This window comes from Aquabacterium sp. (assembly GCF_036273115.1).
In the GTDB taxonomy this organism is placed as follows: domain Bacteria; phylum Pseudomonadota; class Gammaproteobacteria; order Burkholderiales; family Burkholderiaceae_C; genus Aquabacterium.
The window spans coordinates 1-26,442 of record NZ_DASUIN010000021.1; the positions used below are offsets into that span (position 1 = coordinate 1).

Annotated in this window: 23 protein-coding genes; 5 read left to right on the forward strand and 18 right to left on the reverse strand. The window is 62.1% G+C overall.

Translation table 11 applies throughout. From position 1 onward, the window contains the following. The first annotated feature begins 383 nt into the window (after positions 1-383). Complete coding sequence (locus VFW72_RS08005; RefSeq protein WP_329673761.1) at positions 384-1,136, forward strand: 16S rRNA (uracil(1498)-N(3))-methyltransferase; 753 nt, start codon at positions 384-386, stop codon at positions 1,134-1,136. A gap of 223 nt (positions 1,137-1,359) precedes the next feature. On the opposite strand, the gene VFW72_RS08010 is transcribed toward VFW72_RS08005, so the two are convergent. The 8 genes from VFW72_RS08010 to argS all read right to left on the reverse strand — a co-directional run bounded on the left by VFW72_RS08010 (position 1,360) and on the right by argS (position 9,921). Continuing rightward, the gene (locus tag VFW72_RS08010; protein ID WP_329673762.1) at positions 1,360-2,934 is read right to left on the reverse strand and encodes a THUMP domain-containing class I SAM-dependent RNA methyltransferase; all 1,575 of its coding nucleotides are present in this window, start codon (positions 2,932-2,934) and stop codon (positions 1,360-1,362) included. A gap of 60 nt (positions 2,935-2,994) precedes the next feature. Further along, complete coding sequence (locus VFW72_RS08015) at positions 2,995-3,714, reverse strand: DUF599 domain-containing protein (protein ID WP_329673763.1); 720 nt, start codon at positions 3,712-3,714, stop codon at positions 2,995-2,997. Positions 3,715-3,726: 12 nt separating this feature from the next. Beyond that, a complete protein-coding gene (locus VFW72_RS08020) occupies positions 3,727-5,256 on the reverse strand; it encodes an RNA polymerase factor sigma-54 (protein ID WP_329673764.1) in 1,530 nt (509 codons plus the stop codon). A gap of 15 nt (positions 5,257-5,271) precedes the next feature. After that, on the reverse strand, positions 5,272-6,054 hold the full coding sequence (gene lptB / locus VFW72_RS08025; RefSeq protein ID WP_329673765.1) for an LPS export ABC transporter ATP-binding protein: 783 nt from the start codon (positions 6,052-6,054) through the stop codon (positions 5,272-5,274). Continuing rightward, positions 6,051-6,743, reverse strand: a complete 693-nt coding sequence (gene lptA / locus VFW72_RS08030) for a lipopolysaccharide transport periplasmic protein LptA (RefSeq protein ID WP_329673766.1) — start codon at positions 6,741-6,743, stop codon at positions 6,051-6,053. Before lptA ends, lptB begins: the two co-directional genes overlap by 4 nt. 167 nt (positions 6,744-6,910) lie before the next feature. Further along, positions 6,911-7,561, reverse strand: a complete 651-nt coding sequence (locus VFW72_RS08035; protein WP_329673767.1) for a thiol:disulfide interchange protein DsbA/DsbL — start codon at positions 7,559-7,561, stop codon at positions 6,911-6,913. Positions 7,562-7,582: 21 nt separating this feature from the next. Continuing rightward, a complete protein-coding gene (locus tag VFW72_RS08040) occupies positions 7,583-8,215 on the reverse strand; it encodes an SPOR domain-containing protein (protein WP_329673768.1) in 633 nt (210 codons plus the stop codon). A gap of 17 nt (positions 8,216-8,232) precedes the next feature. Then, positions 8,233-9,921, reverse strand: coding sequence for an arginine--tRNA ligase (gene argS / locus VFW72_RS08045; RefSeq protein ID WP_329673769.1), 1,689 nt, complete (start codon positions 9,919-9,921; stop codon positions 8,233-8,235). A 118-nt stretch (positions 9,922-10,039) separates the two neighbouring features. Between argS and VFW72_RS08050 the strand changes: the two genes are divergently transcribed. Further along, complete coding sequence (locus VFW72_RS08050) at positions 10,040-11,377, forward strand: serine/threonine-protein kinase (protein WP_329673770.1); 1,338 nt, start codon at positions 10,040-10,042, stop codon at positions 11,375-11,377. A gap of 26 nt (positions 11,378-11,403) precedes the next feature. Here VFW72_RS08050 and VFW72_RS08055 read toward each other — a convergent pair whose 3' ends face one another. Continuing rightward, a complete protein-coding gene (locus VFW72_RS08055; protein ID WP_329673771.1) occupies positions 11,404-12,921 on the reverse strand; it encodes a hypothetical protein in 1,518 nt (505 codons plus the stop codon). Positions 12,922-13,093: 172 nt separating this feature from the next. Between VFW72_RS08055 and VFW72_RS08060 the strand changes: the two genes are divergently transcribed. Next, positions 13,094-13,357 carry a hypothetical protein gene (locus VFW72_RS08060; protein WP_329673772.1) on the forward strand — a complete coding sequence of 88 codons (264 nt, stop codon included), beginning with the start codon at positions 13,094-13,096 and terminating at the stop codon, positions 13,355-13,357. A gap of 53 nt (positions 13,358-13,410) precedes the next feature. Here VFW72_RS08060 and VFW72_RS08065 read toward each other — a convergent pair whose 3' ends face one another. Together VFW72_RS08065 and VFW72_RS08070 are read right to left on the reverse strand one after the other, a co-directional pair. Further along, positions 13,411-13,866 carry a DUF2214 family protein gene (locus VFW72_RS08065; protein ID WP_329673783.1) on the reverse strand — a complete coding sequence of 152 codons (456 nt, stop codon included), beginning with the start codon at positions 13,864-13,866 and terminating at the stop codon, positions 13,411-13,413. Positions 13,867-13,931: 65 nt separating this feature from the next. Next, positions 13,932-14,846 carry a LysR family transcriptional regulator gene (locus VFW72_RS08070; RefSeq protein WP_329673773.1) on the reverse strand — a complete coding sequence of 305 codons (915 nt, stop codon included), beginning with the start codon at positions 14,844-14,846 and terminating at the stop codon, positions 13,932-13,934. 311 nt (positions 14,847-15,157) lie between these two features. On the opposite strand from VFW72_RS08070, the gene VFW72_RS08075 reads away from it, so the two are divergent. Then, on the forward strand, positions 15,158-17,350 hold the full coding sequence (locus VFW72_RS08075) for a malate synthase G (RefSeq protein WP_329673774.1): 2,193 nt from the start codon (positions 15,158-15,160) through the stop codon (positions 17,348-17,350). 195 nt (positions 17,351-17,545) lie between these two features. Beyond that, the gene (locus tag VFW72_RS08080) at positions 17,546-19,093 is read left to right on the forward strand and encodes a methyl-accepting chemotaxis protein (protein ID WP_329673775.1); all 1,548 of its coding nucleotides are present in this window, start codon (positions 17,546-17,548) and stop codon (positions 19,091-19,093) included. A 42-nt stretch (positions 19,094-19,135) separates the two neighbouring features. On the opposite strand, the gene VFW72_RS08085 is transcribed toward VFW72_RS08080, so the two are convergent. From VFW72_RS08085 to VFW72_RS08115, 7 genes are all read right to left on the reverse strand, one after another. Then, the gene (locus VFW72_RS08085) at positions 19,136-19,714 is read right to left on the reverse strand and encodes an outer membrane beta-barrel protein (RefSeq protein ID WP_329673776.1); all 579 of its coding nucleotides are present in this window, start codon (positions 19,712-19,714) and stop codon (positions 19,136-19,138) included. A gap of 27 nt (positions 19,715-19,741) precedes the next feature. After that, positions 19,742-20,290, reverse strand: coding sequence for a hypothetical protein (locus VFW72_RS08090; protein WP_329673777.1), 549 nt, complete (start codon positions 20,288-20,290; stop codon positions 19,742-19,744). Between the two features lie 81 nt (positions 20,291-20,371). Then, positions 20,372-21,466, reverse strand: a complete 1,095-nt coding sequence (locus VFW72_RS08095; protein WP_329673778.1) for a chemotaxis response regulator protein-glutamate methylesterase — start codon at positions 21,464-21,466, stop codon at positions 20,372-20,374. A 2-nt stretch (positions 21,467-21,468) separates the two neighbouring features. Further along, positions 21,469-21,981 (reverse strand): chemotaxis protein CheD, encoded by a 513-nt coding sequence (locus VFW72_RS08100; RefSeq protein ID WP_329673779.1) that lies wholly within the window; start codon positions 21,979-21,981, stop codon positions 21,469-21,471. A 19-nt stretch (positions 21,982-22,000) separates the two neighbouring features. Further along, positions 22,001-22,795: a CheR family methyltransferase gene (locus VFW72_RS08105; protein WP_329673780.1), complete on the reverse strand. Its 795-nt coding sequence runs from the start codon at positions 22,793-22,795 to the stop codon at positions 22,001-22,003. Then, positions 22,773-23,345 carry a chemotaxis protein CheW gene (locus VFW72_RS08110; protein ID WP_329673781.1) on the reverse strand — a complete coding sequence of 191 codons (573 nt, stop codon included), beginning with the start codon at positions 23,343-23,345 and terminating at the stop codon, positions 22,773-22,775. Before VFW72_RS08110 ends, VFW72_RS08105 begins: the two co-directional genes overlap by 23 nt. A gap of 15 nt (positions 23,346-23,360) precedes the next feature. Next, a complete protein-coding gene (locus VFW72_RS08115) occupies positions 23,361-26,414 on the reverse strand; it encodes a methyl-accepting chemotaxis protein (protein ID WP_329673782.1) in 3,054 nt (1,017 codons plus the stop codon). Between the last annotated feature and the right edge of the window lie 28 nt (positions 26,415-26,442).

Sequence of the window (26,442 nt, forward strand, 5' to 3'; positions counted from 1 at the left end):
AACGGAATTGAAGTGAACTTCACTACAAGTGAATTTCATTTCGTCTATCCGTGAGCATTTGGTCCAAGGACCTGGTCTTGCGACCTGCCTCTTGCCACCCAAACACCCACGCTTATCGGCTGTTAATTTTTAAAGAACTTGATCTGTTTGCCGCCTTGTTTGCGACGTCGTGATCAGCGAAGAACGCAATTATGGCACCAATTTGACCGGGCGCGCAAGTGTTTGTTGCGTTTTTTTGAAAAAGAGTTGATTACCCCAGGAAAAGAGCCCCCAGACGGGATGCAAAAGGGGCGCAGTTAGAAGGCACACTGTCGGTTGACGGAGCGGCTTCCCCCCTGAAGCCCCCTGCCGTGTTGATTCAAATAGACAGAAAGAGTGACGTTGTGCTGCCGCGTTTGTATGTGCGCCTGGATGCTCCACTAGGCAGTGGGCTTGAATTGGAGTTGCCTGAGGCCGTGAGTCGGCATATTCAGGTCTTGCGGATGCAACCCGGAGAGCAGGTGTCGGTGTTTGATGGCCGGGGCGGGGAGTGGGCTTCGACTATCTTGGCCATGGGGCGCAAGGTGGTGAGTATTCGGGTGGAGACGCACGTGGCGTCTGCAAGGGAATTGCCCCATCGCGTGACACTGGCCGTGGGGATGCCGACCAATGATCGAATGGACGCCTTGGTGGAAAAAGCCACGGAGTTGGGGGCGAGCGCCATTCAGCCACTGATGCTGGATCGATCGGTGCTGAGACTGGATGGGGAGCGTGCACTGAAGAAGGTGGCGCACTGGCAAGGCGTGGCCGTGGCGGCAGCCGAGCAATCGGGCCGCACTTGCGTGCCGGAAATTCATCCGGTTCGCACCCTTGGCCAATGGCTGCAAATGCCCCGAGCAGAGAACGCACGGTGCGGACTGTTGAGCCTGGGAGAAGGCACTCTGCCGATTCACCGATGGGCCACCTCACTGACCCAAGCGACAGTCGCGACGTCGGTTTATTTTTTGAGTGGGCCGGAAGGCGGCTTGTCACCACAAGAAGAGCAGATGGCTCGGGCAGCAGGCTGGCAAGGCGTGTCTCTGGGCGCTCGTGTGTTGCGAGCCGATACGGCACCGCTGTCGGCACTGAGTGTGCTGGCCGCGCAGTGGGAGGCTTGAGGAAAGCTGAGCTAAAGCGCAACAGGCGATAAAGCCAAGTGGCCCGACCGGGTGTGGGCGCACATTCTGGTCTGACTGCATAGATGCGCGCCCCACTTCGCAGGCTCATGAAGCCATACGTGATGCCCGATCCGGCGAACGAGGAACGCACGCCGGACAGGCAAGCCTGCGTTGCTTCCAGAGCGCTATGCCCGACTGGTCGATACGCCGCCCATACCGACGCTCATGCCCGGGCGCCGGCCTCGGGGCTTGCGGCGTCATCAGCATCACCGCCAGTTGACGATGTCGTGGAGCCCCCCGCCGAGGTGGCTTTTTTGTGGCTGCCTGCGGTAAGGTCAAAGCGGAACAAACGGCACTCGATGGGGCCGTTGAACAATACGACTCGCCGGCTTTCTTTGAGGCGCATGGCGCCTGGCAATTTCATATCTGGCGAGAGAACCCAAGCGGTCCAGCCAGCAAAGTGGCGCTTCCAATGAGCCGAGAGTCTCAGGAAGAAGTCGTTGGCTTCGTCGTCCTGGAACTGCTCTCGGCCAGCACGAGGGGCCGGCATGAGGTCCGGATCATCGAGCTGATCGCCACGGCCTGAGCGGTGCTTGACGGAGCCTTTGGGGTCGATGCGCTCACCGTAGGGTGGATTGAACATCATGATGCCTCGCTCGCAGGGCACCGGACGCTGGAGAGCGTCGGCCGTTTTGAATTCGATGGCATGAAGCACCCCGGCACGCTGGGCGTTGCGGGTGGCGAAGTCGGTCATTCGGAAGGCGACGTCGCCCGCATAGATGGCCACCTGCGGGGGATGTTGGCGCTGCTTGGCTTGCTGACGCATGGCTTGCCAAGCGGCGAGGTGATCACGGAAGGGCAAGAGTCGCTCGAACGCAAAGCGACGCAGCAGCCCGGGTGCGATGCCGCAGGCGATCTGGGCGGCTTCGATGGGGATGGTGCCTGCGCCGCAGCAGGGGTCAAGCAAGGCGCCATCCTCTGGGCGGCCTTGCCAATCTGCTGCAGCCAGCATGGCCGCCGCGAGGGTTTCTTTCAGCGGGGCCTCGCCTTTGTCTTCGCGCCAGCCGCGCTTGAAGAGGGCTTCGCCGGAAGTGTCAACGTAGAGTGTGGCCACCATGTCATCGACATGCAGGTAGAGACCGAGGTCAGGATGACGGGTGTCGACATCGGGCCGATCACCTGTGCGCTCGCGCAGGTCGTCGCAGACGGCATCTTTGATGCGCAACGCAGCGAAGTTGAGGCTGCGCAGAGGGCTGTTGCGGGAGGTGACGTCGACGCGGAGGGTGTGGCGCGGGGTGATCCAGTCGGTCCAGCGGATGGTACGCCCCAGCGCATAGATGTCGTCTTCGTGCCGGTAGACCCGGGACGCGACGCGCCAGAGGACGCGCTGAGCCAGGCGACTCTCCAGATTGAGGCGCATGGCGCACTCGATGAGATCAGCTGGCAGGCGAGTCTGAACTTCAACACCACCACGCCCGGCGGTCACGTGCACATCGGGCCCCAGGATGCGAGCGGCTTCGGCTTGCAAGAGGGCTTCGACGCCGACGGGACAGGGCAGGTACAGGCCAGTTGGTCGATCCGCAGTGAGCGCTGGCGAATGGCCTGCGGCTTGGGGGGCCGCAACACGACGCGGAACAGGCCGCTCGTGATGTCCCCGCTCATGGCGCTCGCCTTGCACTCGATGCGAATCGGCGCTGACTCGACGCACGCCATGGGATGAGCCGGCGGAGGCCTGATCTCCCGAGGGGCGCCCCGTGGTAGCGGAGACGACAGGGCGACGAGGAGGCTTGATGGGCATGGCGATGTGGGAGAAAAGAGTCGAAAGCGGGACCGCGACGGCGAACAGATGACCGCGAACTCAGGCGCGCAGGACTTCTGAGACGTCGGAGCGGAATTCGCGGCGATAGAGGATCCACAGCACGGCCAGGGTCCCGAGAGCAAACAAGATGGGCGAAACAAACCAGCCGATGACGGCAAACGACATGTAGTACGCACGCAAACCGTCGGCAAAGCTTTCGGCGGCCATGCCCATGAGTTTGCCTGCGCGGGCGGCAAATTCCTTGCGATCGGCATCACCCCGGTCGAAAACTTCCACGTTGGGCGCAGAGCCCACGAGGATGGCGCCGAAAGAGTAGACGCGCATGGACCAGGTGAATCGGAAGAAGGCATACACGTAGACGGCCAGCAAGACGATGATCTTGATGTCGAAAACGAGCATGGAGGTGCGCGCGGCGAAAGGCAGGTCTTTGACGAGTTCGGACGCACGCTCGTTGGTGCCCAGCACCGCCAGCAAACCACCCAAAACCAGGATGGTGGTGGAGGCCCAGAAGCTGGGGCTGCTGGCCAGGTTCTGGGTGATGGCCGCGTCGACGATGCGTTGGTCGCGGTAGGTGACCTGCTCCATCCACTTGCGGCGGAAGTAGTTTGTACTGGACAGCAAGGTGCGCTCGACTTTGGCGCGCTGACGCGCAAAAGCGGCGTAGCCCATCCAGCCAAAGATGAAAAGGGCCAATGCGGCCCAATCTTCACCGGGCAGGACCGTGACGACGCGCTGAATGAGAGCGGTAAGGTTGTTCATGACCTGCGTGAATCAGAGCGCTTTGCGCAGATTGGCCGGAGCGATCTTGAGGGCCTCGCGGTATTTGGCCACCGTGCGCCGAGCGACCTGGATGCCCTGCTCCTCCAGCATGGTGGAGAGTTGGCTGTCGGACAAGGGCTTTTTGGGGTCTTCTGCCGCGACGAGCTGTTTGATGAGAGCCCGCACTGCGGTGCTGGACGCATTGCCGCCGGCCTCGGTGTTGAGCGAGGAGCCGAAGAAGTACTTGAGTTCGAACGTACCAAAAGGCGTGTTCATGTACTTGGCCGTTGTGACGCGCGAGATGGTGGATTCGTGCAGGCCAAGCTCGTCGGCGATTTCACGCAAAACCAGGGGTTTCATGGCGATTTCGCCATGGGTGAAGAAGTTCTTCTGCCGGTCAACGATGGCCGTGGAGACACGCAAGATGGTGTCAAAGCGCTGCTGGATGTTTTTGACGAACCAGCGTGCCTCTTGTAACCGGGAGCTGAGGTTGGCGTGCCCCTCGGCATTGCTGCCCCGAGGCGCACGCGACTGCTTCAGCGCTTGCGCGTACAGGTCGTTGATGCGCAGCTTGGGCATGACATCGGGGTTGAGGACCACTTTCCAACCCCGACCCGATTTCTGCACGATGACGTCGGGCACGATGATGTTGGCTTCGGCCCGAGTGAAGGCGCGCCCAGGTTTCGGCTCCAGCGCCACGATGAGGGCCTGGGCCTGTTTGATCAGGTCTTCGTCGGCACCCGTGACAGCCATCAGCTTTTTGATGTCGCGACGAGCCAGCAACTCGAGATGCTGCCGGCAGATGATGATGGCAATCATCTGGGCTTCGCTGCGAGGTAGGGCCTTGAGTTGCAGGATGAGGCATTCAGACAGGTTGGCTGCGCCTACGCCGATAGGCTCAAGGCTTTGCAACCACCCCAGGCCACAGCGCAAGCGAGACAACACCTCATCGCGCGTGTCTTCGTCGGCGTCTTCCGGCAAGAGGCTGGCAGCGATGTCTTCGAGGGGATCGGCGAGGTAGCCGTCTTCGTTGAGCGACTCGATCAGGATGTCGACGACGGCCATGTCGGCCTCGCTGAGGCGCGTACCGAGAAGCTGCTGCCGAAGGTGATCCTGCAGGCTGATGGCAACCGTGTTGCGCTCAAGGGGATCGAAGTCGTCGTCATCGTTTTGGCGACTCGGGGTTTCGCGAATGCCATCGAAGTCATCGCGCTCGGTGCCGTTTTCCCAGTCGTCGCGCTCGGTAGCGCCCGATTCAATGCTTTCCAGACCGCCACCCGAGTCGGCTTCAGGCGCGTCGGACCCCGGCCCTTCGGATTCGCTGCTTTGCCGCTCGTTGCGCTGGCGCTCGAACTCAAGGCTGGCGGCCGTTTCCAGCGAGGCAAATTCCTCGTCGTGCTCGAGGAACGGGTTTTGCTCGAGCATTTGCTCGATTTCCTGATTCAACTCGAGCGTGGACAACTGCAACAGCCGGATGGACTGCTGCAGTTGCGGCGTGAGCGCCAAATGTTGAGACAGCCGAAACTGCAAAGAGGCTTTCATGGCTGCCGGGGGTGCTTACATGCGGAAGTGCTCGCCGAGGTAGACCTTGCGGACTTCGGCGTTGTTGATGATGTCGGCCGGACGGCCTTCGGCCAGCACCCGACCTTCGCTGATGATGTAGGCGCGATCGCAGATGCCCAAGGTTTCGCGCACGTTGTGATCGGTGATGAGGACACCAATGCCGCGAGCCTTGAGGAAGCTGATGATGCGCTGGATTTCGATGACGGCGATCGGGTCCACGCCGGCGAAGGGTTCATCGAGCAGGATGAAGCGAGGCTGAGTGGCCAAGGCACGGGCGATTTCGACGCGGCGACGCTCGCCCCCGGACAGCGCCAGAGACGGACTGGTGCGCAGTTTTTCGATGCTGAGGTCGTGCAGGAGGGCGTTGAGCCGCTCGTTGATGACGGTCTCGGTCAGGCGCTTGCCTTGCTCGTCGTACTGCAATTCGAGGACGGCACGGATGTTGTCCTCGACATTGAGTTGCCGAAAGATGGATGCCTCTTGCGGCAAGTAGCTCAGTCCACGGCGAGAACGCTCATGAATAGGCAGACGCTCCACGCGCTCGCCGTCGATGTCGATCAAGCCGGCATCTGCCGGGACCAGGCCTACGATCATGTAGAAGCTGGTGGTTTTGCCTGCGCCGTTCGGACCCAGGAGCCCGACGACTTCCCCGGCCCCCACCGCCACGTGGACGTCATGGACCACGGTACGGGCGCCATAGCGTTTTTTGAGGCCCTCGGCCTTGAGCATGCTGATGGGCGCGTCGCCAGACGCGACGGCAGTGGCCTCGTCACTCATGGGCGAGCCCCTTCGGAAGACTTGGCAGGCTTGGCTGCCGGGCCGGATGCCGCGGCAGGCGCAGACGCCACGGGCTCCGCTGGACGAGGGGTGATCACCCCACGCACCCGACCGCCGGAGGAGGCGCCAGAACCTGAGACACTGCCCAGAACCTGGAACACCGAGGTTTTGTTGTCATACACGATGACCTGGCCGGCAACCTCGTCAGAGACTTTCGGCCCCCTCAGCCGGCGCATGACGGACTTGCCGGTGAAGCGCACCGTGTCAATGCGGCCGTCGTAATCAATCCGCTCGGCCTCGCCTTCGATGGATTCATCGACGCCTTCGCGCTGCTGGCGGAAATAGGCTCTCCCGCCCGAGGCGCCGAAGGCCGACGCCGACTGGGTGCCGTCAGGGTTCTGGCGAATTTCGACGCGATCAGCGCGCACGACCATCGTCCCTTTGGTGATCTCGACGTTGCCGCTGAGGATGTTGAGCTTCTGCGCTTCATCGACTCGAGCGGAATCGGCGGCGAAGGCCAAGGGCTCATCTCGGTCGGCCTTGACGGCCCAGGCCGATCCAGCCCCCCCAGCGAACACCCCCATCAAGGCCAGCGACAACGCCCCAGCCTGCCAGCGAGACCGCTGGGACAGGCGCTTGAAAGCACGACTGAAACGAGATTGGGGGAAAACGAGCATCATCAAAGGCATGGAATTTGCATTGATTCTAGCCGTGCTCGCACCCGCCACGCAGAGGCAACGGTGTGATTTCCGCACCGCCTGGATGAGTTTGCAGCGGTGATACGTCGGCCACCGGCAACAGATCAACAAGGGAGCCTGAAGCAGAGCGACGCTCGTCGCCCTGCGAACCGGATCAATCAGCGGCCGGTACGGGCCCGGTTGACCAGGTAATCGACGGTCGCCAAGGTGTTCTTTTCGTTGCCATTGAGGCCGACGTTGGTGAAGAACTGCCCCGCGATGCCCAGGGCGGGCACGCCGTCAATTTTGTAGGCATCAGCCAAGGCGCGAGCCTGGTTCGCCTTGGTCTTGACGCCAAAGGATTCCATGGTGGCCATGAACTTGGCCGCATCCACTCCCTGCTTGGCCACGAAGTCCTGAATCAGTTCAGGCTTGTCGAGCTTGAGCTGGTCTTCGTGGATGGCGCGGAAGATCTTGGGGTGCAAGGTGTTGAGCAGGCCCATGGCTTCCACCGCGAAATACATGCGCTGATGGATGCCGAAGGGATTTTCACGGAAGGCCACAGGCACGCGACGGAAGGACACGTCAGCGGGCAGCTTGGCCAGCCAGGCAGCCAGGTAGGGCTCGAAGTGGTTGCAGTGCGGGCAGCCGTACCAGAAGAACTCGACCACTTCCACCTTGCCGGCGGGCGCAGACGTGGGGGCACGCTGCGACAGCTTGACGTAATTGGTGCCTTCGACCGGGGCGCCTTGTGCGAGGCTGAGCCCAGGCAGCGCCAGGGTCAGGCCGACGGTGCTCAGGGCCTGGATCGAGAAATCGCGGCGATTCATGCAGTTTCCTTTTCGTACGAATTACTTCTGCACGCGCACCAGAGCGGAGTCCACCCCGGCGGCGCTGAGCTTGGATCGGACCTCATCAGCTTGATCACGCTGAGGGAAGGGGCCCAACCGCACTCGGTACATGGTGCGACCGTTGACTTCGCGCTCGGACACTTTGGGCTCGAGTCCCATCATGGACAACTTGGCGCGTTGCTGCTCGGCCTCGGCCTGGCTGCCATAAGCGCCGGCCTGCACCAGATAACTGAACGCATCAGCGGCACTGGCGGTGGACACGGGCTCACCCGCCAAGATGGCCGCCGGGTTACGGGAGCTGGACGCAGCCGAGGCGGCGGGCTTGGCTGCGCTGGCCACAGAAGCAGGCGCCATAGGCGACTCGGCGGGGGCCGAGGCACCCCCCTCCGACTGAATGGGCTGAGTGATGGGCTTGGGCTTGGCCGGATTTCTACCGTAGAGCGGGCTGTTGGGGTCCCAGTTCTTGTTCTTTTCCGCCTCGGCCGCATCTTGCTCAGCGGTGCGCTGCGGCACCTTGTCGATGAACGGCAGGGGCACCTTGGTGATGTACAGCGCGACCCCAAGGGCGAGCGCCAACCCGATCAACAGGCCGACGATCAGCCCCAAGAAAAAACCGCCTCGTTGGGAATTCATGCGAGAAAACCTTCTGATTACATCTTCTCAGGCGCACTGACGCCCAAGAGGGACAGGCCGTTGCGTAGCACCTGCGCGGTGGCCGACAGCAGTGCCACGCGGGCCCGGCTGAGTTCGACATCATCCACGAGAAAACGTTCCGCAGCGTAGTAACTGTGGAAGGCACTGGCCAGGTCGCGCAGATAAAACGCCACATCGTGAGGTGCAAGGCTCTCGGCCGCCTGGGTCAGCATGCCGGGGAATTCCGCCAGCTTGGTCATCAAGGCCAGTTCGGTGTCAGCCACCAGCAAGTTGAGCTTGGCTTCGCCGATGGCACTCAGATCACCACCTTTTTCAGCGTATTGCGCACGCACCGAGTGGATGCGCGCGTGGGCGTACTGGACGTAGAACACAGGGTTCTCGTCGTTCTGCTTGAGCGCCAGATCGACGTCGAAGGTGAACTCGGTGTCGGCCTTGCGGCTGATGAGGAAGAAGCGAACGGCGTCTTTGCTGGTCCACTCGATGAGGTCGCGCAAGGTGACGTAGGAGCCGGCACGCTTGGAGATCTTGACCTCTTCGCCGTTCTTCATCACAGTGACCATCTTGTGAAGCACGTAGTCGGGCCAGCCTTGGGGGATGCCGACACCGGCCGCCTGCAGGCCAGCGCGAACGCGGGCAATGGTTCCGTGGTGGTCAGAGCCCTGGATGTTGACGCATTGCTCGAAGCCGCGCTCCCATTTGGCGATGTGATAGGCCACATCAGGGACAAAGTAGGTATAGCCACCATCGGTTTTGCGCATGACGCGGTCTTTGTCGTCACCGTAGTCGGTGGAGCGCAACCACAGGGCGCCGCCCTCTTCGTAGGTCTTGCCGGCGTCGACCAGGCGTTGGACGGCGTTTTCAACGCGACCGTCGGTGTAGAGACTGGACTCGAGGTAGTAGTTGTCGAAGCGAACGCCGAAGGCCTTCAAGTCGAGATCTTGCTCGTGGCGCAGGTAAGCCACAGCGAACTGGCGGATGCCGTCGAGGTCTTCCGGGTCACCGGAGGCGGTGAATTCGCGGTCGTCGGCCTTGACGGTCTTCTTGGCCAGGAAATCGGCGGCGATGTCGGCAATGTAGTCGCCGTTGTAGGCGGACTCGGGCCAGTGGTCGTCGCCAGGCTTCAGGCCTTTGATGCGAGCGTGGGTCGACCAGGCCAGGGTGCTGATTTGCACGCCGGCGTCGTTGTAGTAAAACTCACGGGTGACTTGTTGACCCTGGGTTTCAAAGAGGTTGCACAGGGCATCGCCCAATGCGCCCTGGCGGCCGTGCCCCACATGCAAGGGGCCGGTGGGGTTGGCGGACACGAATTCGACGAGCACCTTGCGTTGGGTGGGGTGCTGCCAGCCAAAACGGTCGCCGGCCACCAGCACGTCGGTGACGATGGACTGTTTGGCTTCGGGCTTGAGGCGCAGGTTGATGAAACCCGGCCCGGCGATTTCCACGGCCGAGACCCATTGCTGCACCGCAGGCTGAGCTTGCAGAGCCGCGACCAAGGCGGTGGCCAGTTCGCGGGGGTTTTTTTTCAGGGGCTTGGCCAGTTGCATGGCCGCCGTGACGGCCAGGTCGCCGTGGGCAGCTTGCTTGGGGGCTTCAAAGGCCGGAGTGAAGGTGTCGGGCGCTTCAGGCGCAACTTGACGCAGGGCTTCACCCAGGGCGGAAAGGAGGGCACGCTTGGCTTGAATCATGCAGGGATTCTACGAGGCTACAGGCTGCCAAGAAATGCACAGTGGCGACAGTGCTTTTCCGCACGCAGAAATTGCCATCTCGTGGAAAGATGGGGGTCATTCATATAAGTGGGCAGGCATGGACGGCATTGACATTGACCTCGATGCAGGGATGATCGGCAAGTACCGGATCGTCAAGAAGCTGGGCGAAGGCGCCACCAGCGAGGTGTTTCTTTGCCGAGATGACTTCCATGACCGCGACGTGGCCATCAAACGCGTGCGGGCTTTGGCCTTGGGTGATGCGGTTGACGGCCCGGTGTATGCCCGCTTTTTCGCGGCTGAAGCGGCCCTGGTGGGGCGACTTCAGCACCCCAATGTGGTTCAGATTTTTGATGCGGTACCGGATCCGACCTCGCCCTATGTGGTGATGGAGTATGTGCCGGGCACCACCTTGCGCACCTTCTGCCGCGCCGACCACCTGCTGCCGCTGGAGTTGGTGATCGAAGTGGGCTTCAAGCTGGCGATGGCGCTGGGCTATGTGTACCGTCAAGGCCTGATCCACCGGGATGTGAAGCCAGCCAACATCATGGCCATCACCAACGCGGCGGGCGTGGTGACGGATGTGAAGATCACCGACTTTGGCAGCGCGCTGAACCTGGCGGCCGAATCGACCCAGATTCACCAGGTGGGCTCGCTGGCTTACATGTCACCCGAACAACTGGACGGCCAGGTGCTGGACAGCCGGGCCGACATCTATGCACTGGGCGCGGTGCTGTACCACCTGATCGCAGGGCGCCCGCCCTTCGACGCGCCATCGCAGGCTGTGATGATGAACCAGATTTACAACCAGGCCCCGGCCCCGCTGGCGGGCTTGCGCTCCGGCGTGAACGAGGCAGTGGACGAGGTCGTGCTCAAAGCGCTGGCCAAGGACCCTAAAGACCGTTATCCGAACTGGGACGCTTTCGCGCAAGCCCTGTCGGGCCTGATCGCCGACCACAAGGTGCCGCGTGGCCACTTGCAGGGCGTGCTGGACTCAGAGCGCTTCAACCTGCTTCGCTCGCTGGACTTTTTCAATTCGTTTGGCGATGTGGAACTGTGGGAAGTGGTGCACCGCGCCAAGTGGCAGCGCTTCCCGTTTGGCCATGCGCTGTACCGCCGTGGCGAGGAAGGGCGCACCTTTCACATCATTGCCCAAGGCAGCGTGGAGGTGTACCGCAACAGCAAGCGCGTGGCACTGCTGGGGGCGGGCACCTCGGTGGGGGAGATGGCTTACCTGGCCCCAAGCCCGGAATTGCGCCGCCACAGCACCGACGTGGTGGTGACCGAGCCCGCGACCACCATTTCCTTCACCCCGGAAGCGATGCAGCAACTCAGCCCGGCTTGCCGACACCTGTTTGACGAAGCGTTCATTCGGGTGCTGGTGCGGCGACTGCATGCCGCGCACGAGGCCTTGGCCCACCCACGGCGAATCATGTAACGCCACCCACGTTGGCCCGACCTACCTCAGCGCCGCAAGACTTCCTGAGCATGCTGCTCATACACGTCTTTGTCAGGCCAGTCTGAACCACAGGGCTTGATGTCGATTCGCTGGATGCGCCCTGCAGTCAGTCGCACATCCGCATCGGTCGTGCGCTCATGGTTGGCTCGAACCACCCAGACGCATTCCTGCCCCACCGGCGGATGGGTCAGAGGATTGTCGAAGCGCACCAGCAAACCCGCCTGAGTTGCGGCCTCCAGCCACAACAAGCATGCCTCGTGCGGGACGCAAGACACCTCGCGCAACCCAGATTCGTTTTTGAGCTGAATCAGGCGACGCAGCACCGAATCGGTTTGCTCAACATTGCCCGCCAAGGGGGCGTCTTTCAAGTGAATGCGACCACCGTGCCACCCCAAGACCAGGGTCGAGGCCGCGAACAGGCCCGACAGCCCCACCGCCGCAGCCATCAGCCCGACCCTCCCGGAACGGACCTGAGAAACTGAATTTGAATCGGCGAGCGCATCCTGACTGAGTCGGGTCTCGGGACCAGCAGCCGGCAACAGGGCGAGCACGATCCAGGTGAAGCCAAGGATGTACCCAGGCGAATACCAAAGCTCCTGCCCGAGCAGGCGGCTCACGATCAAGCTGGAGCCGATCGCCACCAGCACCCGCTTTTCATGCGCCCCCAGGCGGAGCGCAGCCCATGCGCCAGCCGCCATCGCGCCCAAGGAAACCAGCGTCAAGGGCGCCGTCCAGGCAATGCCTCGGGCTTTGCGCTGCAGTTGATACCCCATGTCGGCCACGAAGCTGGAATAGGACTGCCACTCGTACCAGACATAGGCTGCGCCCGCGACCAAGGCCAAAGCCACCCAGGCCACATCGGCGCCGTTGATGCGGCGCGCCGCAGCCGGACGCGCCTCGAACCCTTGCCACACCGCCAACGACAGGACGGCCAGCAAGACGTAGGCGCCATTGGGATGCACCAAGCCCGACAGCACGGCCAAGGCGATTGCAGCCACCGGGCGCTGACGCAGCAGGAACCACGCGCTCAGCAGGGCCAGCAGCAGATAGGGGGCTTCCATGCGCGCGATGCGAGACAAGGTGAGCAGCGGCAAAGTGAGGAACGGCGCATACAAAACGACGAACTGCAGACGATTGAATCGGCGTCCGATGCCGGCCAGCACCAACAAGATCAACCCGAAGGCCACCGTTGAAAACAGTCGCGCCCCCCACAGCCCTGAGATGCCCGTGGCTTTCATGAACAGCCCACACAGCACCGCGTAGCCTGGGGGCATCCAGTGCAGGGCACGCTGAGGATCGAGGCTGGGCGAAAACAGGGTGAAGGCTTGCGCGAAGGCTTGTGCGGGCGGCACAAAGAAGGCTTCGTCTACGTAAGGATTCGGGTAATCAAACCAGGCTCGCCACAAAAAGAAGGCATACAGCAGCAAGCTGGTGAGGGCTACCCCGCAACGGAAAGGCAGATCGGCTGGCGCCAGCAAGGACCGAATCACTCGGCCCGAAACGGTGTTTCTCATCCCCGTCATGGGGTCTCCCTCATTGATTCCTATCTTGATGCCAGCGAGTATGGCAGCTGCCATCGCGTGAGCCAGGCGCCTGTCATCCGTCCTGTCATCCAAAGGGCGAGGCCATGCGTTGAGCATGAACGATGCGGCCAGCCGGCCAGCCATTCGACATCACCCCACCTGGAGATCTGACATGCGCGCTTTGATTGCTTCCATTTCCCTGGCCCTTTTGTCTACCCTGGCCCATGCCGGCGAAGCCTGTGAAGCCAAGGCCATTGACAAGAACGGCAAGCCCCTGGCTGGCGCCGCCAAAACCAGCTTCATCAAGAAATGCGAGAAGGAAGCCGGTGGTGCCGCCTGCGCGGCCAAGGCGGTTGACAAGAACGGCAAGCCCCTGGCTGGCGCCGCCAAGAACAGCTTCATGAAGAAGTGCGAGAAGGAAGCGGCGGCTCAGTAAGCCCCCCGCCAATGGCAGACAGGCCCTTCGGGGCCTGTTTTTTTTGGTGCGCTTTATCGGGTCCAGACACCCCGCGCCAGCAGGCTGGCCGCCAGAGGTATCAGCACCAGCAGGTGGGCTTCGATCATGACCAGGCGACGCACCGAGCGGATCTCATCGGCAGCCGGCAGGGTGCCATCGGCATCCAACTGACGCCGCCAGCGCAAGAAGCTCAAAGTGGGCTTGATGGACAACACCCCGATGAGCACAAACAAGGTGACCTTGATGTGCAACAGTGGCTGCTGCCAATACCAGCCCATGCCTTTGACACCCCAGTAAGTGCGCGCCAGCCCCGTGGCCAGCACAGCAATGGCGGCAAACAGATAAATCAGGTCCAGTCTGGCCAGGCGGCGCACCACGGCCGCGTTCATCCACTCGGCCCGACACAAGGCCGCTTCACTGGTCAGAAAGACCACCACACTGAAGATGGCCAGGAAGTGCGCGTAGGCCAACACCGATTCCAGCAACATGCGAAACACTCCGTCTGCGTTCATCCAATAAGGGATTTGAAGCGCAGTGTCACAGAAAACGGCATTCAGCCGGCCGCGCCGCGCCAATAAGCCGGATCGCCGTAGGCCTGCTTGACGAAGTCGATCCACAGTCGCAAGCGCAAAGGCAAGTGCTTGCGCTGAGCAAACACGGCATAGATGCCGTTGGGCGGCGCAATGAAGTCGTCGAGCACGCTGACCAGCTTGCCACTGCGCACATCGGCTTCGACTTCCCACAGGGACCGCCAGGCCAGCCCAAGCCCTTCAAGGCACCAGGCGTGCAGGACCTGGCCATCCGAGCAATCAAGCCGGGTGGCGGGGCGCACATAGTGCAACTGCCCGTCTATCGTGAAGGCCCACCCGCGGGTCTGGCCGGCTTCCGAACTCAGCGTCAGGCAATCGTGACGGGTGATGTCTTGCGGGTGCATGGGCTGCCCGCGCCGAGCCAGGTAGGCCGGGCTGGCCACACACAGCCGGCGGTTGTCGGCCAGACGCACGCTGACCAGGCTGGAATCGGGCAGGTCCCCCACCCGAATGGCGCAATCAAACCCCTCATTGACCAGGTCGACGACCCGGTCTGACAGATTCAAGGAGATGGAGACTTCCGGATGCTCGGCCACGAAGCGCGGCACCAAGGGCGCCACATGGCGGCGGCCGAAACCGGCCGGCGCGGTCACCCGCAGGTGCCCACTGGCTTTGACCCCCCCTGCGCTCACACTGGCTTCGGCGTTGGCCAGATCGGCCAGCAAGCGCTGGGCGTCCTCCAGAAAAGCCGCCCCCTCATGTGTGAGGCTGATGCGCCGGGTGGTGCGAACCAGCAGCTTCACGCCCAGGCGCTCCTCCAGTGCATCAATGCGCCGCCCAATGACCGCCGGCGCAATGCCCTCGGCCAGCGCCGCCGCCGTCAGGCTACCCTTGGTGGCCACGGCCACAAAGGTTTCAATCTGCTTGAGTCGATCCATGGCCCCTCGTTGATTGATCTGGACTGCGCCGCCACCCATCTCGAACCTGCATGGTGTCGGGGCGACTCCCGGCGGGCAATCGGGGCTCGCCCGATCCGCCTCCCTGAGACAGCGCTTGATTTTTGCCTAAAAGTCATCAATCAATCACTTTTTGCTCTATTAATGTTTACACAGGTATCGAATACACTGCCGCCTGTCATCAAGGCGAGGTGCGTTCGTCTGCCGTTTTTTCCCCTGAAAAGACCACGACGCGCGACAATCGACCCTTTGTTTTTTCGCCCGTTTTCTCTGTTCATCCAGACGAGGTTTTCATGACCGCACGCACCACCGTCCACGGCCTGCAAGTGGCCACCGAGCTGTTCCGCTTTGTTGAAGACAAGGTTCTGCCCGGTACCGGCATCGACAGCGCCAAGTTCTGGGCTGGCTTCGACGCCATCGTCAACGACCTGGCCCCCAAGAACGCCGCCCTGCTGGCCGAGCGTGACCGCATCCAGACTGAAATGGATGCCTGGCACACCGCCAACCCCGGCCCCATCAAGAACATGGACGCCTACAAGGCCCATCTGGAAAAGATTGGCTACCTGGTGCCCGTGCCTGCCGACGTGAAGGCCACCACCACCAATGTGGACGCCGAACTGGCTCTGCAAGCCGGCCCGCAGCTGGTGGTGCCCATCCTGAACGCCCGCTACGCCCTGAACGCCGCCAACGCCCGCTGGGGTAGCCTGTACGACGCCCTGTACGGCACCGATGCCATCTCTGAAGAAGGCGGCGCCACCAAGGGCCCCGGCTATAACGAAGTGCGCGGCAACAAGGTCATCGCCTGGGCCCGCAACTTCCTGGACACCGCTGCTCCGCTGGAAGGTGCATCGCACAAGGATTCCACCGGCTACGCCATCGTCAACGGCCAACTGGCTGTGACCGTGGGCGGCAAGACCGTGGGCCTGAAGAACCCCGCTCAACTGGTGGGCTACCAAGGCGACGCCGCCGCGCCCTCCAGCGTGCTGCTGGTGAACAACGGCATGCACGTTGACATCCAGATCAACCGCAACACCAACATCGGCAAGACCGACCCCGCCGGCGTGGCCGACGTGGTGCTGGAATCCGCCGTGTCCACCATCCTGGACTTGGAAGACTCGGTGGCCGCCGTGGACGCCGAAGACAAGGTGCTGGGCTACAGCAACTGGCTGGGCATCCAATTGGGCACCCTGACCGAAGAAGTGGCCAAGGGCGGCAAGACCTTCACTCGCGCCCTGAACGGCGACCGCGTGTACACCGCCCCCAACGGCGGCGAAGTCAAGCTGCACGGCCGCTCGCTGATGTTCGTGCGTAACGTGGGCCACCTGATGACCAACCCTGCCATCCTGTGGGGCGCTGAGGGCAAAGAGATCCCCGAAGGCATCATGGACGCCGTGATCACCACCACCATCGCCCTGCACGACCTGCAAGGCCACGGCAAGATCAACGGCCAGCCCATCCGCAACTCGCGCACGGGCTCCGTCTACATCGTGAAGCCCAAGATGCACGGCCCTGCGGAAGTGGCTTTCGCCGCTGAACTGTTCACCCGCGTGGAACAGCTGCTGGGCTTGCCTGACAGCACCGTGAAGCTGGGCATCATGGACGAAGAGCGCCGCACCTCGGCCAACCTGAAGGCCTGTATTGCCGCCGCTTCGAGCCGCGTGGCCTTCATCAACACCGGCTTCCTGGACCGCACCGGCGACGAAATGCACACCGCCATGCTGGCTGGCCCCATGATGCGCAAGGGCGACATCAAGAACAGCGCCTGGATTGCCGCTTACGAGCGTCGCAACGTGCTGATCGGTCTGCAAACCGGCCTGCGTGGTCGCGCCCAGATCGGCAAGGGCATGTGGGCCATGCCCGACCTGATGGCCGGCATGCTGGAACAGAAGATCGCTCACCCCAAGGCTGGCGCCAACACCGCCTGGACCCCTTCGCCCACCGCTGCGACCCTGCACGCGACCCACTATCACCAAGTGAGCGTGGCCGCCATCCAGGCCGACATCGAGAAGAACGGCGAAGATCCTCAATCGCTGCTGGACAAGCTGCTGACCATCCCCGTGGTGGAAGCCGCCAATTGGTCCGACGCCGAGAAGCAACAAGAGCTGGACAACAACATCCAAGGTATCTTGGGTTATGTGGTGCGCTGGATTGACCAGGGCGTGGGCTGCTCCAAGGTGCCCGACATCCACAACGTGGGCCTGATGGAAGACCGCGCCACCCTGCGTATCTCGAGCCAGCACGTGGCCAACTGGCTGCACCATGGTGTGGTGACCGAAGCCCAGGTGCGTGAAACTTTCGCCCGCATGGCTGCGGTGGTGGACCAGCAGAACGCTGGCGATCCTCTGTACCAATCGCTGGTGGCCAACCCCAATGGCGCTGCGTTCCAAGCCGCTCTGGACCTGGTCTTCAAGGGCAAGGAACAGCCTTCTGGCTACACCGAGCCTCTGCTGCACGCATGGCGCTTGAAGAAGAAGGCTCAGGCCTGATCAGTCATTCCTGACAGACTTTTTCGCCTGTCCTGAAGCGGCACCCCACGGGGTGCCGTTTTTCATTTGAGTTGGACAACACAACCGTCATGAACGGGGATTTCTTGGCTTATTTCAAGAAATGTCGACATCCCCAACTCCTGACAATCAGCGCAACCAGATTCGCTTCGTGCGAATCGCCCAGGAGTACCCCCCATGCGCAACAACCAGCCGGTCACACAACGAGAGCACGACTACGACGCTCACACCACGCTGATGTCGTCCACCGACACAAAGGGTCGCATCACTTATGCCAATCAGGCCTTTGTCGATGTCAGTGGCTACGACCGGGATGCCCTGATGGGCGTGGCCCACAACATCATCCGCCACCCCGACATGCCGCCAGCCGCGTTCGCGGACATGTGGAAATCGATTCAGGCTGGCGAGCCCTGGACCGGGATCGTCAAGAACCGCCGAGCCAACGGCGACCACTACTGGGTGCGGGCCAATGTGGTGCCCATTCAAGCGCAAGGACAGGTGGCCGGCTACATTTCGGTCCGCACCAAACCCACCCGGGAAGAAGCCCAGCAAGCCGAAGCCCTGTATGGCGACATGCGCGCCGGTCGCGCCAACCACCTGAGGCTACATCGCGGTATTTTGCTGCGCAAGGGTCTGGCCTCCGTCTTGACCGCCCACAAGGTATGGCCTGTGCGCTGGCGCATTCGTGCCGGCTTTGGCCTCAGCGCGATTCTGGGGCTAGGCGGGTTGGCACTCAGCGGCCTACCTGTGGCTGCCCTGTGGCCTGCAGGCTTGAGCTTGCTGGTGGCTTTGCTGATTGGCCAAGCCGTTTTGCAGCACCAGGTGGCCCGTCCGCTGGAGGAGATCAAACAGCACGCGCTGGACGTGGTCTCCGGCCGCACACGCGAACACCTGACGCTGGACAGGGTCGACGAAATCGGCATGACCCTGCGCAGCGTGAACCAAATGGGTTTGATGTTCCGTTGGATCATCGACGACGTGGCCAAGCAGGTGCAGCAGGTTCGCGCCGACATCGAACGCATCGCGCAGGGCAATCAACAGCTCAACCGTCGCACGGAACAATCGGCCGCCGCGGTTCAACAGACTGCGTCGTCGATGGGGCAGATGATTGGCGCCATTCAACAAAACGCCGACACATCGCGTCAGGCCAGTTCGCTGGCAGCGCAAGCGCGACACTCGGCAACGGAAGGCGGCGATGCCGTGTCCGACGTGATTCGGACAATGAATGACATCACCGGCAGCTCACACCGCATTGCCGACATCACGGGCGTGATCGACGGCATCGCGTTTCAGACCAACATCCTGGCCTTGAATGCCTCGGTAGAGGCGGCCCGTGCGGGCGAACAGGGCAAGGGCTTTGCCGTGGTGGCTGGCGAGGTGCGGCAACTGGCGCAACGAACTGCTCACGCGGCACGCGAGATCAAATCGCTGATTGCCGCGAGCGTGGAAAACGTGAACCAGGGCGCGGACAAGGTCAACGACGCGAGCAACACCATTCGCACCATCGTGGAACAAGTCCAACAAGTGGCGCAGTTGATCGACGAAGTCAATCAGGCCACGCAGCAGCAGGAGCAGGGCATCAGCCAAGTCAACGGGGCGGTTCAACACATGGACGAGATCACCCAACAAAACGCGGCCCTGGTGGAGCAAACCGCAGCGGCCTCCAACAACCTGCGCCGACAGGCCGAACAACTGGTTCAGGCTCTTTCAGCCTTTCAGCACTGACCCGTTCATCGCCGCCCCCACGACAGGGGCGGCCAAGCGCGCTCAGAACGCGTACTGCAGGCCCACGCCAACCATGCGCAAAGAGCCCGACTCGTCAACGATTTCGCCCTGGGTGAAATCAGCCGACAGCACGCCCTTGAGTTTCTGACTGAAGCTGTACTCCAGGCCCACGCCCACATAAGGCTTGGTCGTCGTCTGGTTCTCGTCCGGGGCCGAGAATGCGCTGGTGTAGACCTTGCCCGTCATCTTCACCTGGGCCATACCCAGGCGCCCGACCACCGAGAGGTCACGCGCAATGGGGCCGCGCAAGGCCAACGCTGCCGTGACCGCAGTGGCCTGCAGATCAACATGCAGCAACACGGGCGTGCCGTACACATTGACCCAGCCGGACGATTTGACTTTGCCAAAGTCCAGATAGCCGAGCTCGACCGCCACGTTGGGGTTCAGGGCGAACCCACCGTAGAACTTCCCACCCATGCTGGTGGTTTCACAGGTTTCCGTGCCGGAGCAGTCTTGCTCGAAGTGGGTGACGCCGCCACCGACGCCGGCGTAAACCTGTGCGCCCGCAGCCGATGCCAGCAAAGCCAAGGCCCCACCTACCAAAATGGTCTGAATCTTCATGTACGACCTCTCTCTTGATTCAACTCATCAGAACAGGAACTCGACGCCGAGACCCGTCATGTGCATGGAAGCCGACTTCCCCTTGTACTTGCCCTTGGTCCAATCTGCATAGGCCATCAGCTTGACGTTCTCGACGAGACCAAAGTCCATGCCAAAGCTGTAATAGGGGCGCATGATCGACTCGCTGGGGGAAGAATTCTGCCCGGCATCGGTATACCAGCTGGCGCTGGTGGACACCTGGGCCGCACCCAGCTTGGCGTGCAGCCAGAAGTTGGGTGTGAGCGACGCACGCAGCACCATGGCCGCGGCGACCCCTGAGGCCTCGACATTGGTGACCACGTTGGAGGTGGTCTTGGCCTTGCCAAGCTGCAGATAGGCGATCTCGGCGCCGACGCCCGAGCCCTTGGGTACATAGCCCGCGTAGACCTTGCCGCCGCCGGCATCGGTTTTGCACTGAACCATGCCGGTGCAATCGAGGTTGATGCGGTTCACGGTCAAACCGGCACCGACATACACCTGGGCATGAGCCACGCCCATGGCCAAGGTGGCCACTGCACCCAAAATCAGCTTTTTCATCGTCATTCCCCCAACAAACATGCACCGCAGTGCTCTGGGGGAACTGTAAACCGATTCAGCCTGAATCCAGGTTGCGATGCCTCAACGCAGCGGACGCGCCACGGCGTTGCGAATCCAGTTGGCGATGTTGTTCAGCGACACGATCTCGTCGGCCGCCCCCATCTTGATGGCCACCGCAGGCATGCCAAACACCACACAGCTGGCTTCGTCTTGTGCGCCGGTGTAGGCGCCGGCATCGTGCATTTCCTTGAGGCCACGCGCACCGTCGTCTCCCATGCCGGTCATGATCAGCCCGACGGCGTTGCGCCCGGCACAGGCGGCCACGGAACGGAACAGCACGTCAACCGAAGGACGGTGATGGTTGATCAGGGGCCCGTCTTTGACTTCGACCACATACTGTGCCCCGCTGCGCTTGAGTTGCATGTGCCGCCCGCCCGGGGCAATGAGCACGCGACCATTGATGAGGCGATCACCATCTTTGGCCTCCAGCACCTCCATGTCGCAGATGGTGTTGAGTCGAGCAGCAAAAGAGGCCGTGAATGCGGCAGGCATGTGCTGCACGATGACAATGCCCGGGCAGGTGCGATCCAGCTGGCGCAGCACGACTTCGATCGACTGTACGCCGCCGGTGGAAATGCCGATGGCGACCACACGATCGGTCGTTTCAGACATGGCGCCCTGCATCACCGGTGCGCGCGACCCGACGGGCGCAGCGCTCGACAAAGGAGCCGCCACAGGCGCCGCGGCGACGGTGCGCAACTGGGCCCCCATGGCTCGCAAGTTGGCCCGCGAGGCGGCCTTCACCGCCTCAACCAGGCCATTGCTGCGGTCTTCCAGAAAGTCTTTCAGACCCATTTTCGGCTTGGTGACGAAACTCACCGCCCCCGCTGCGAGAGCCTGCATCGTGGTCTGGCAGCCCTTCTCGGTCAGCGTCGAACACATGACCACCGGCGTGGGCCGCTCCGTCATGAGCTTCTTGAGGAAGGAAATGCCATCCATGCGAGGCATCTCGACGTCGAGCACGATCACATCGGGCCACTGAGATTGCAGCTTGGGCCAGGCGAACAGCGGATCCGCCGCGCTGCCTAACACCTGAATACCGCCGGCAGTCAGGGTTTCACTGAGGTACTTGCGCACCACAGCAGAGTCATCAATCACAAAGGCCGTGATCGCCATGCTCACCTCGTTTTCATCGATTTGCCACGTCGCATCTGGACCTGACCGTCATGGAAGGTCATCGACACATTGCGCGGCACATGATCGCCCACATCCACGTCCTGCAGGACGAAGCCGTAGTGATCAATCAGGGTCCAGCCCTGTTCAATATTTCGCTCACCCACGTTGAACTTGTGGCCGTTCATATCGGGCAAGGTGTCGGCCCCGCCATACAAGTTGACCTGATAGTCCTGCGGGCGGGTCCCAGCTTTGAGAAGGGCTTCAACCAGCATCTCGAGTGACTCGTTGCCAAAACGACCATCACGACCGCTTCCCGGCGGGCGATGTCGACTGGGCAACAAGAAATGGCACATCCCCCCGAGGCGCCGCGTCGGGTTCCACAACGTCACCGCCACACACGACCCCAGCAACGTGTGCACCCGCGCCGCCGTGTTGCCGAAATACAGCTGCCCCGCTAGCAAATGCAGATGCTGGCCGGGATGAGCCACCACCACGCCGACATCGGCCGCGTTCACAGCCGGTTTGGCTGGCGGCTTAACGAACGGCGTAGATGGCCGGGGCAATGGCTTTGAGTGGGACATTCAGATTGGCCAGCGATTCAGCGTGCCCGGTGAACAGATACCCACCTGGCTTGAGTCGCGTGATGACGCGGTTAACGATATCCTGTTTGCCAGGGTTGTCGAAATAAATCAGCACATTGCGCAGGAAGATGACGTCAAACCTACCGATTTCAGGCAAGTCTTGCGTCAGGTTCGCGCCCTGAAAGTGCACATGCGAGCGCAGCGCCTTGTCGATCAGCAGGTAGCCGTCGTACTGGCCCTCACCTTTGAGGCACCACTGCTTCAGATAGGGCTTGGGAACGTTGCGAGCCCGCTCAAGCGTGTAGAGCGCGCGGCGTGCCGAGTCAACCATCTGGGTGGACAGATCCGTGCCCATGACCTCCCAGCCGCGCAAACCCAGCTTGTCGGCCAGCAACATGGCAATGCTGTAAGCCTCTTCGCCAGATGAACTGGCCGCGCTCCAGACGCGGAAATCACCCGCAGCCGGACGGCCCTGGGTGAGCATGTGCGCCAGAAAGTCGAAGTGCTGAGGCTCGCGAAAGAAGTAAGTTTCGTTGGTGGTGAGCTTGTCGACCACTTTCACCACTTCCAGCGGGTCGGCCTGCTGCAGCAGCACATCAACGTACTGATCGAGCGTGGCACAACCCTTTTCCTGCGCAAGCTTTTGCAAGCGACTGACCACCAGCGGCCGTTTGTGCTCGCCCAGGCGAATGCCCGAGACATCGAAAAACAACTGCGTGACGGCTTCAAACCGCTGCGGCGACAGCATCGACCCCTCCCTTGTTCAAATGGGCGGAGATCAACTCAGACAGGGCCTGCTGAGCCAGCGAGCGCTCGAAATCCAGTGCCGGAATGACCTGCCCGCGCACACGCACCATGCCCGCGATCAAGGACGGGTCAATGCGGGTGCCCATACGGGGGACCGGTTCCACGCCCCCTTCCTCGATGTCAAAGACCTCGTGCACGGCGTCGACCAGCACCCCCAGGCTTTGATGCCCCAGCCCCTCGGGCAGGACCATGTCGACCATGATGACGCAGGATCGCCGGCCAATCTCGGTGGCACTCATGCCCAACCGAGCCGCCAGATCGACCACCGGCACGACGGCACCGCGCAGGTTCATGACCCCGCGAACGAAGGCGGGCATCAGCGGCAGCGGCGTCATCTGCGACACCTCCAGTATTTCTCGCACCAACTCGATGCGCACCGCATATGCCTCGGCGCCGAGCGAGAAACGCAGGAACTGCAGCACCGGACGGTCGGACGCCTGCTCGTCACCGGCATCGAAGCCCAGCGGCAATTCGGGTGCAGTCACGTGCATGATCAGACCTCCGTATCAGAAGCGCGAGAAGCTGGACTCGTCGACCGAGCTGGGCGCCTCGGCATGCGCGGAAGGGCGCTGCCAGGACGATGCGGCACCAGAAGCGGGCCGGCTGGCTGGACGACCGACAGCGCGTTCGTAGGCGCCCCGATCAGAGGCTGGCTTGTCCATCCCTGCGGGGCGGGCCGAACGCCCCCCCATGGGCGAGCCTCCGAAATGCCCGGCCTGCTGGGCCAACTGGAAGAAAGCCATCATCTCGCGCAACTGACCAGCCTGCGCCGACAACTCTTCGGCCGTGGCCGAGAGCTCTTGCGAAGCCGACGCGTTTTGCTGGGTGGCGGTATTGAGCTGATCCATGGCCTGGTTGATCTGCGACACGCTCTGGGCCTGTTCGCCCGAGGAGGCCGCAATCTCCTGCACCAGATCGGAGGTCTTGTTGATCGACGGCACCATCTGGTTGAGCAAAGCGCCGGCTTGTTCGGCCAGGTTCACGCTGGAACCGGCCAGCTGGCCGATTTCCTGTGCTGCCACTTGACTGCGCTCAGCCAGCTTGCGCACCTCGGCGGCCACCACGGCAAAGCCCTTGCCATGCTCGCCTGCACGCGCCGCCTCGATGGCCGCATTGAGCGCCAGCAGATTGGTCTGATAGGCGATGTCATCGATGATCGAAATCTTGGTGGCGATCGACTTCATCGCCGCCACCGTGCGGGTCACGGCCTCACCGCCTTCCAGTGCTTCCTTCGAGGCCTTGGAGGCCATGCCATCGGTGACGGTGGCGTTATCGCTGTTCTGCTTCACCGACGATGCCATTTCCTGCAAGGACGCGGTGGTTTCCTCGACGCTGGCGGCCTGTTCGGACGCCGATTGCGACAGCGACTGCGAGGTCATCGACACCTGCCCAGCTGCGGCGGTCAAGGCCTCTGCAGCCGAGATCACATCCGAAATGGTGCTGACAAGCTGGCCCGTCATCTTGTTCACATCGCTTTGCAGCTGAGCGAAGATGCCTTGGTAGTTGCCATTCAGGGTTTGTGACAGGTCGCCTTGAGCCACTCGGTTCAGACAAGCACTGACCTCGTTGAGGTTGGTTTCGGTGGCCGACAGCAGTTCGTTGACCCCATCGCACAGCACCCGGAAGAAGCCCTCGGCGCCATTCACCTGCAAGCGGCGCGAGAACTCGCCCTGCGCTGCTGCTTGCACCACGGCAGTCACCTCGGACTCGACGCGCACTTCCTGCGTGCGGTCAACCCACTCCAGCACCGAGCCCAGACGCTGGCCATTGCTGTCAAACATCGGGGTGGCAATGAGCCGGACGGTGGACGATGCAAACTTCACATCGGCACGATGCGGCTTGCTCAGCTTGTCGACAATGCCGCGTTGGTGCGCCGGGTTGCGGTGGAACACGTCGAAGTTCTGCCCCACGATCTTGCGGTGATCAAAATTGGGCACCACGGTACGCAAGTCGGATTCGATGCGGCCCAACAGCGCGGTGACCGCGGTGTTGGCATAGCGAATCACGCCCTGGGCGTCGGCCACCATCACGGAGCTGGGCACCACATCGAGCGCCTGACGAACGCGCAGGTTGTCGGCGGCCTCGGCTGCGGCCTGCTTCAACAGGGCGCGCACACGCTCGATGGTGTCATTGATGAAGGCCTTTTTGCCGGGCAGCTGCTCGATGGTGGCGTCGTAATTGCCACGACCAAACTCGGCCACCACATGCATGGCCTTCTTCTTGACCGCAATGTGGGCGGCCACCATGTCGTTGACACCTTGCGCGACTGAGCGGAACTCACCTTGGAAGCGGCCGGCGTCGACCACCACATCGATGTCTCCACGTTCGTGCTCGGCCGACATGTGGCTCATGTCCTGGATCAGACTGCGAACGGTCGATTGAACGGTGGCCAATGCCTTGGCCGCAACCGCAAACTCATCGCGCCCGTCCACCAGGACTGGGACCTCGAGGTTGCCCTGAGCCAAGCCCTCAGCAGCCTGAACCACCGCCGTCGACGCGCGACGAATGGAGGCGGCCACAGCAAAGTACAGATAGCCGGCCAGCAACAGACCCGCCAGGGCACCGATCAGAACGGTGTTGCGCAACTGGGTTGCACGGTCAATGCGCTCCACGAGCAACTGATTCATGCGGGTGTAAGCAGCATTGTGGAATTGGTCAACGGCCGCCATGACCTTTTGCCCTTGACGGAACACCTCTATGGCGTCACCGCTAAGACGGGTTTTGGCCGCCAAAGCCTTGGCACTCAGCGACAGCAACTCATCACGATAGGCATTGACCGCCGCTTGCGCTTCTTTCCATTCCTTGAGTTCGCCTTCACCCTGGCGCCCCAGTGCATCGACACGAATGCCCAACTGGCTCGCCGCTTGCTCCAGCCCCTGCGCCTGAAAGCGCAACAAAGCGGCATCGGCCTCGGTCCACTCGCCACGCTGCAAGCCCGAGACCACCACCCCGCGCATGCGGGTCAGTGCGTCCAGATACGGACCGGTTCGAGAGAACACAATGTCCATGTACATGTAGGTAGCCGGATCCGAGTCAAACAGCAAACCGCTGCGCTCGGCCGCCTGGTCAACCACCGCAAAGTCTTTCTGAATCAGCTGGGTGTGCGCTTCCATCGCTTGCCGAGCGTTTTCGAACTTCGCCGCCTGCAACTGGCTCAGATCGGCCTTCCAGCCCTGCCACAACTTGTCGATGCCGACGGCGGGCGCCAAGGCCACATCGTCATCGACCTGCTTGATGGCTGCCACCAGTTTCTGATCGACCTCGCGAATCAAGGCATCTACATCAGCGCCCGAAGCGCGCATGGCAGACAAACCACGCCGGTCCTGCAATTGGGCCACCACATCAAGCACGGCATGTCCGACAGGGGCCGCGGCTTGCTCCAGCTGAATGCCATTGCGTTCAGCTTCGATCTTCTTCACCCCCAGCCCAACCAGGGCCACCAGTGGGACGATGAGGAGGCCACCAATCAAGCCCAGCTTGCCGCTGAGCTTGAGGGGCCGCAGCAATGGGGCGGCCAAGGCAAACACACCGTGAGAGGAATCTTTTGAATTGCGGGCCATGATCAGGCTCCTTGAGACAGTCAATAGG

Coding starts and splice junctions, on each gene's coding strand:
- VFW72_RS08090 (WP_329673777.1), bottom strand. CDS start 20,290: ATGAAAAAGCTGATTTTGGGTGCAGTGGCCACCTTGGCCATGGGCGTG.
- VFW72_RS08055 (WP_329673771.1), bottom strand. CDS start 12,921: ATGACGGGGATGAGAAACACCGTTTCGGGCCGAGTGATTCGGTCCTTG.
- VFW72_RS08035 (WP_329673767.1), bottom strand. CDS start 7,561: ATGAATCGCCGCGATTTCTCGATCCAGGCCCTGAGCACCGTCGGCCTG.
- VFW72_RS08085 (WP_329673776.1), bottom strand. CDS start 19,714: ATGAAGATTCAGACCATTTTGGTAGGTGGGGCCTTGGCTTTGCTGGCA.
- VFW72_RS08040 (WP_329673768.1), bottom strand. CDS start 8,215: ATGAATTCCCAACGAGGCGGTTTTTTCTTGGGGCTGATCGTCGGCCTG.
- VFW72_RS08060 (WP_329673772.1), top strand. CDS start 13,094: ATGCGCGCTTTGATTGCTTCCATTTCCCTGGCCCTTTTGTCTACCCTG.
- VFW72_RS08105 (WP_329673780.1), bottom strand. CDS start 22,795: ATGCTGTCGCCGCAGCGGTTTGAAGCCGTCACGCAGTTGTTTTTCGAT.
- VFW72_RS08070 (WP_329673773.1), bottom strand. CDS start 14,846: ATGGATCGACTCAAGCAGATTGAAACCTTTGTGGCCGTGGCCACCAAG.
- VFW72_RS08075 (WP_329673774.1), top strand. CDS start 15,158: ATGACCGCACGCACCACCGTCCACGGCCTGCAAGTGGCCACCGAGCTG.
- VFW72_RS08115 (WP_329673782.1), bottom strand. CDS start 26,414: ATGGCCCGCAATTCAAAAGATTCCTCTCACGGTGTGTTTGCCTTGGCC.
- VFW72_RS08095 (WP_329673778.1), bottom strand. CDS start 21,466: ATGGCGATCACGGCCTTTGTGATTGATGACTCTGCTGTGGTGCGCAAG.
- VFW72_RS08015 (WP_329673763.1), bottom strand. CDS start 3,714: ATGAACAACCTTACCGCTCTCATTCAGCGCGTCGTCACGGTCCTGCCC.
- VFW72_RS08050 (WP_329673770.1), top strand. CDS start 10,040: ATGGACGGCATTGACATTGACCTCGATGCAGGGATGATCGGCAAGTAC.
- lptB (WP_329673765.1), bottom strand. CDS start 6,054: ATGAGTGACGAGGCCACTGCCGTCGCGTCTGGCGACGCGCCCATCAGC.
- VFW72_RS08065 (WP_329673783.1), bottom strand. CDS start 13,866: ATGTTGCTGGAATCGGTGTTGGCCTACGCGCACTTCCTGGCCATCTTC.
- VFW72_RS08110 (WP_329673781.1), bottom strand. CDS start 23,345: ATGCACGTGACTGCACCCGAATTGCCGCTGGGCTTCGATGCCGGTGAC.
- VFW72_RS08020 (WP_329673764.1), bottom strand. CDS start 5,256: ATGAAAGCCTCTTTGCAGTTTCGGCTGTCTCAACATTTGGCGCTCACG.
- argS (WP_329673769.1), bottom strand. CDS start 9,921: ATGATTCAAGCCAAGCGTGCCCTCCTTTCCGCCCTGGGTGAAGCCCTG.
- lptA (WP_329673766.1), bottom strand. CDS start 6,743: ATGCCTTTGATGATGCTCGTTTTCCCCCAATCTCGTTTCAGTCGTGCT.
- VFW72_RS08080 (WP_329673775.1), top strand. CDS start 17,546: ATGCGCAACAACCAGCCGGTCACACAACGAGAGCACGACTACGACGCT.
- VFW72_RS08010 (WP_329673762.1), bottom strand. CDS start 2,934: ATGCCCATCAAGCCTCCTCGTCGCCCTGTCGTCTCCGCTACCACGGGG.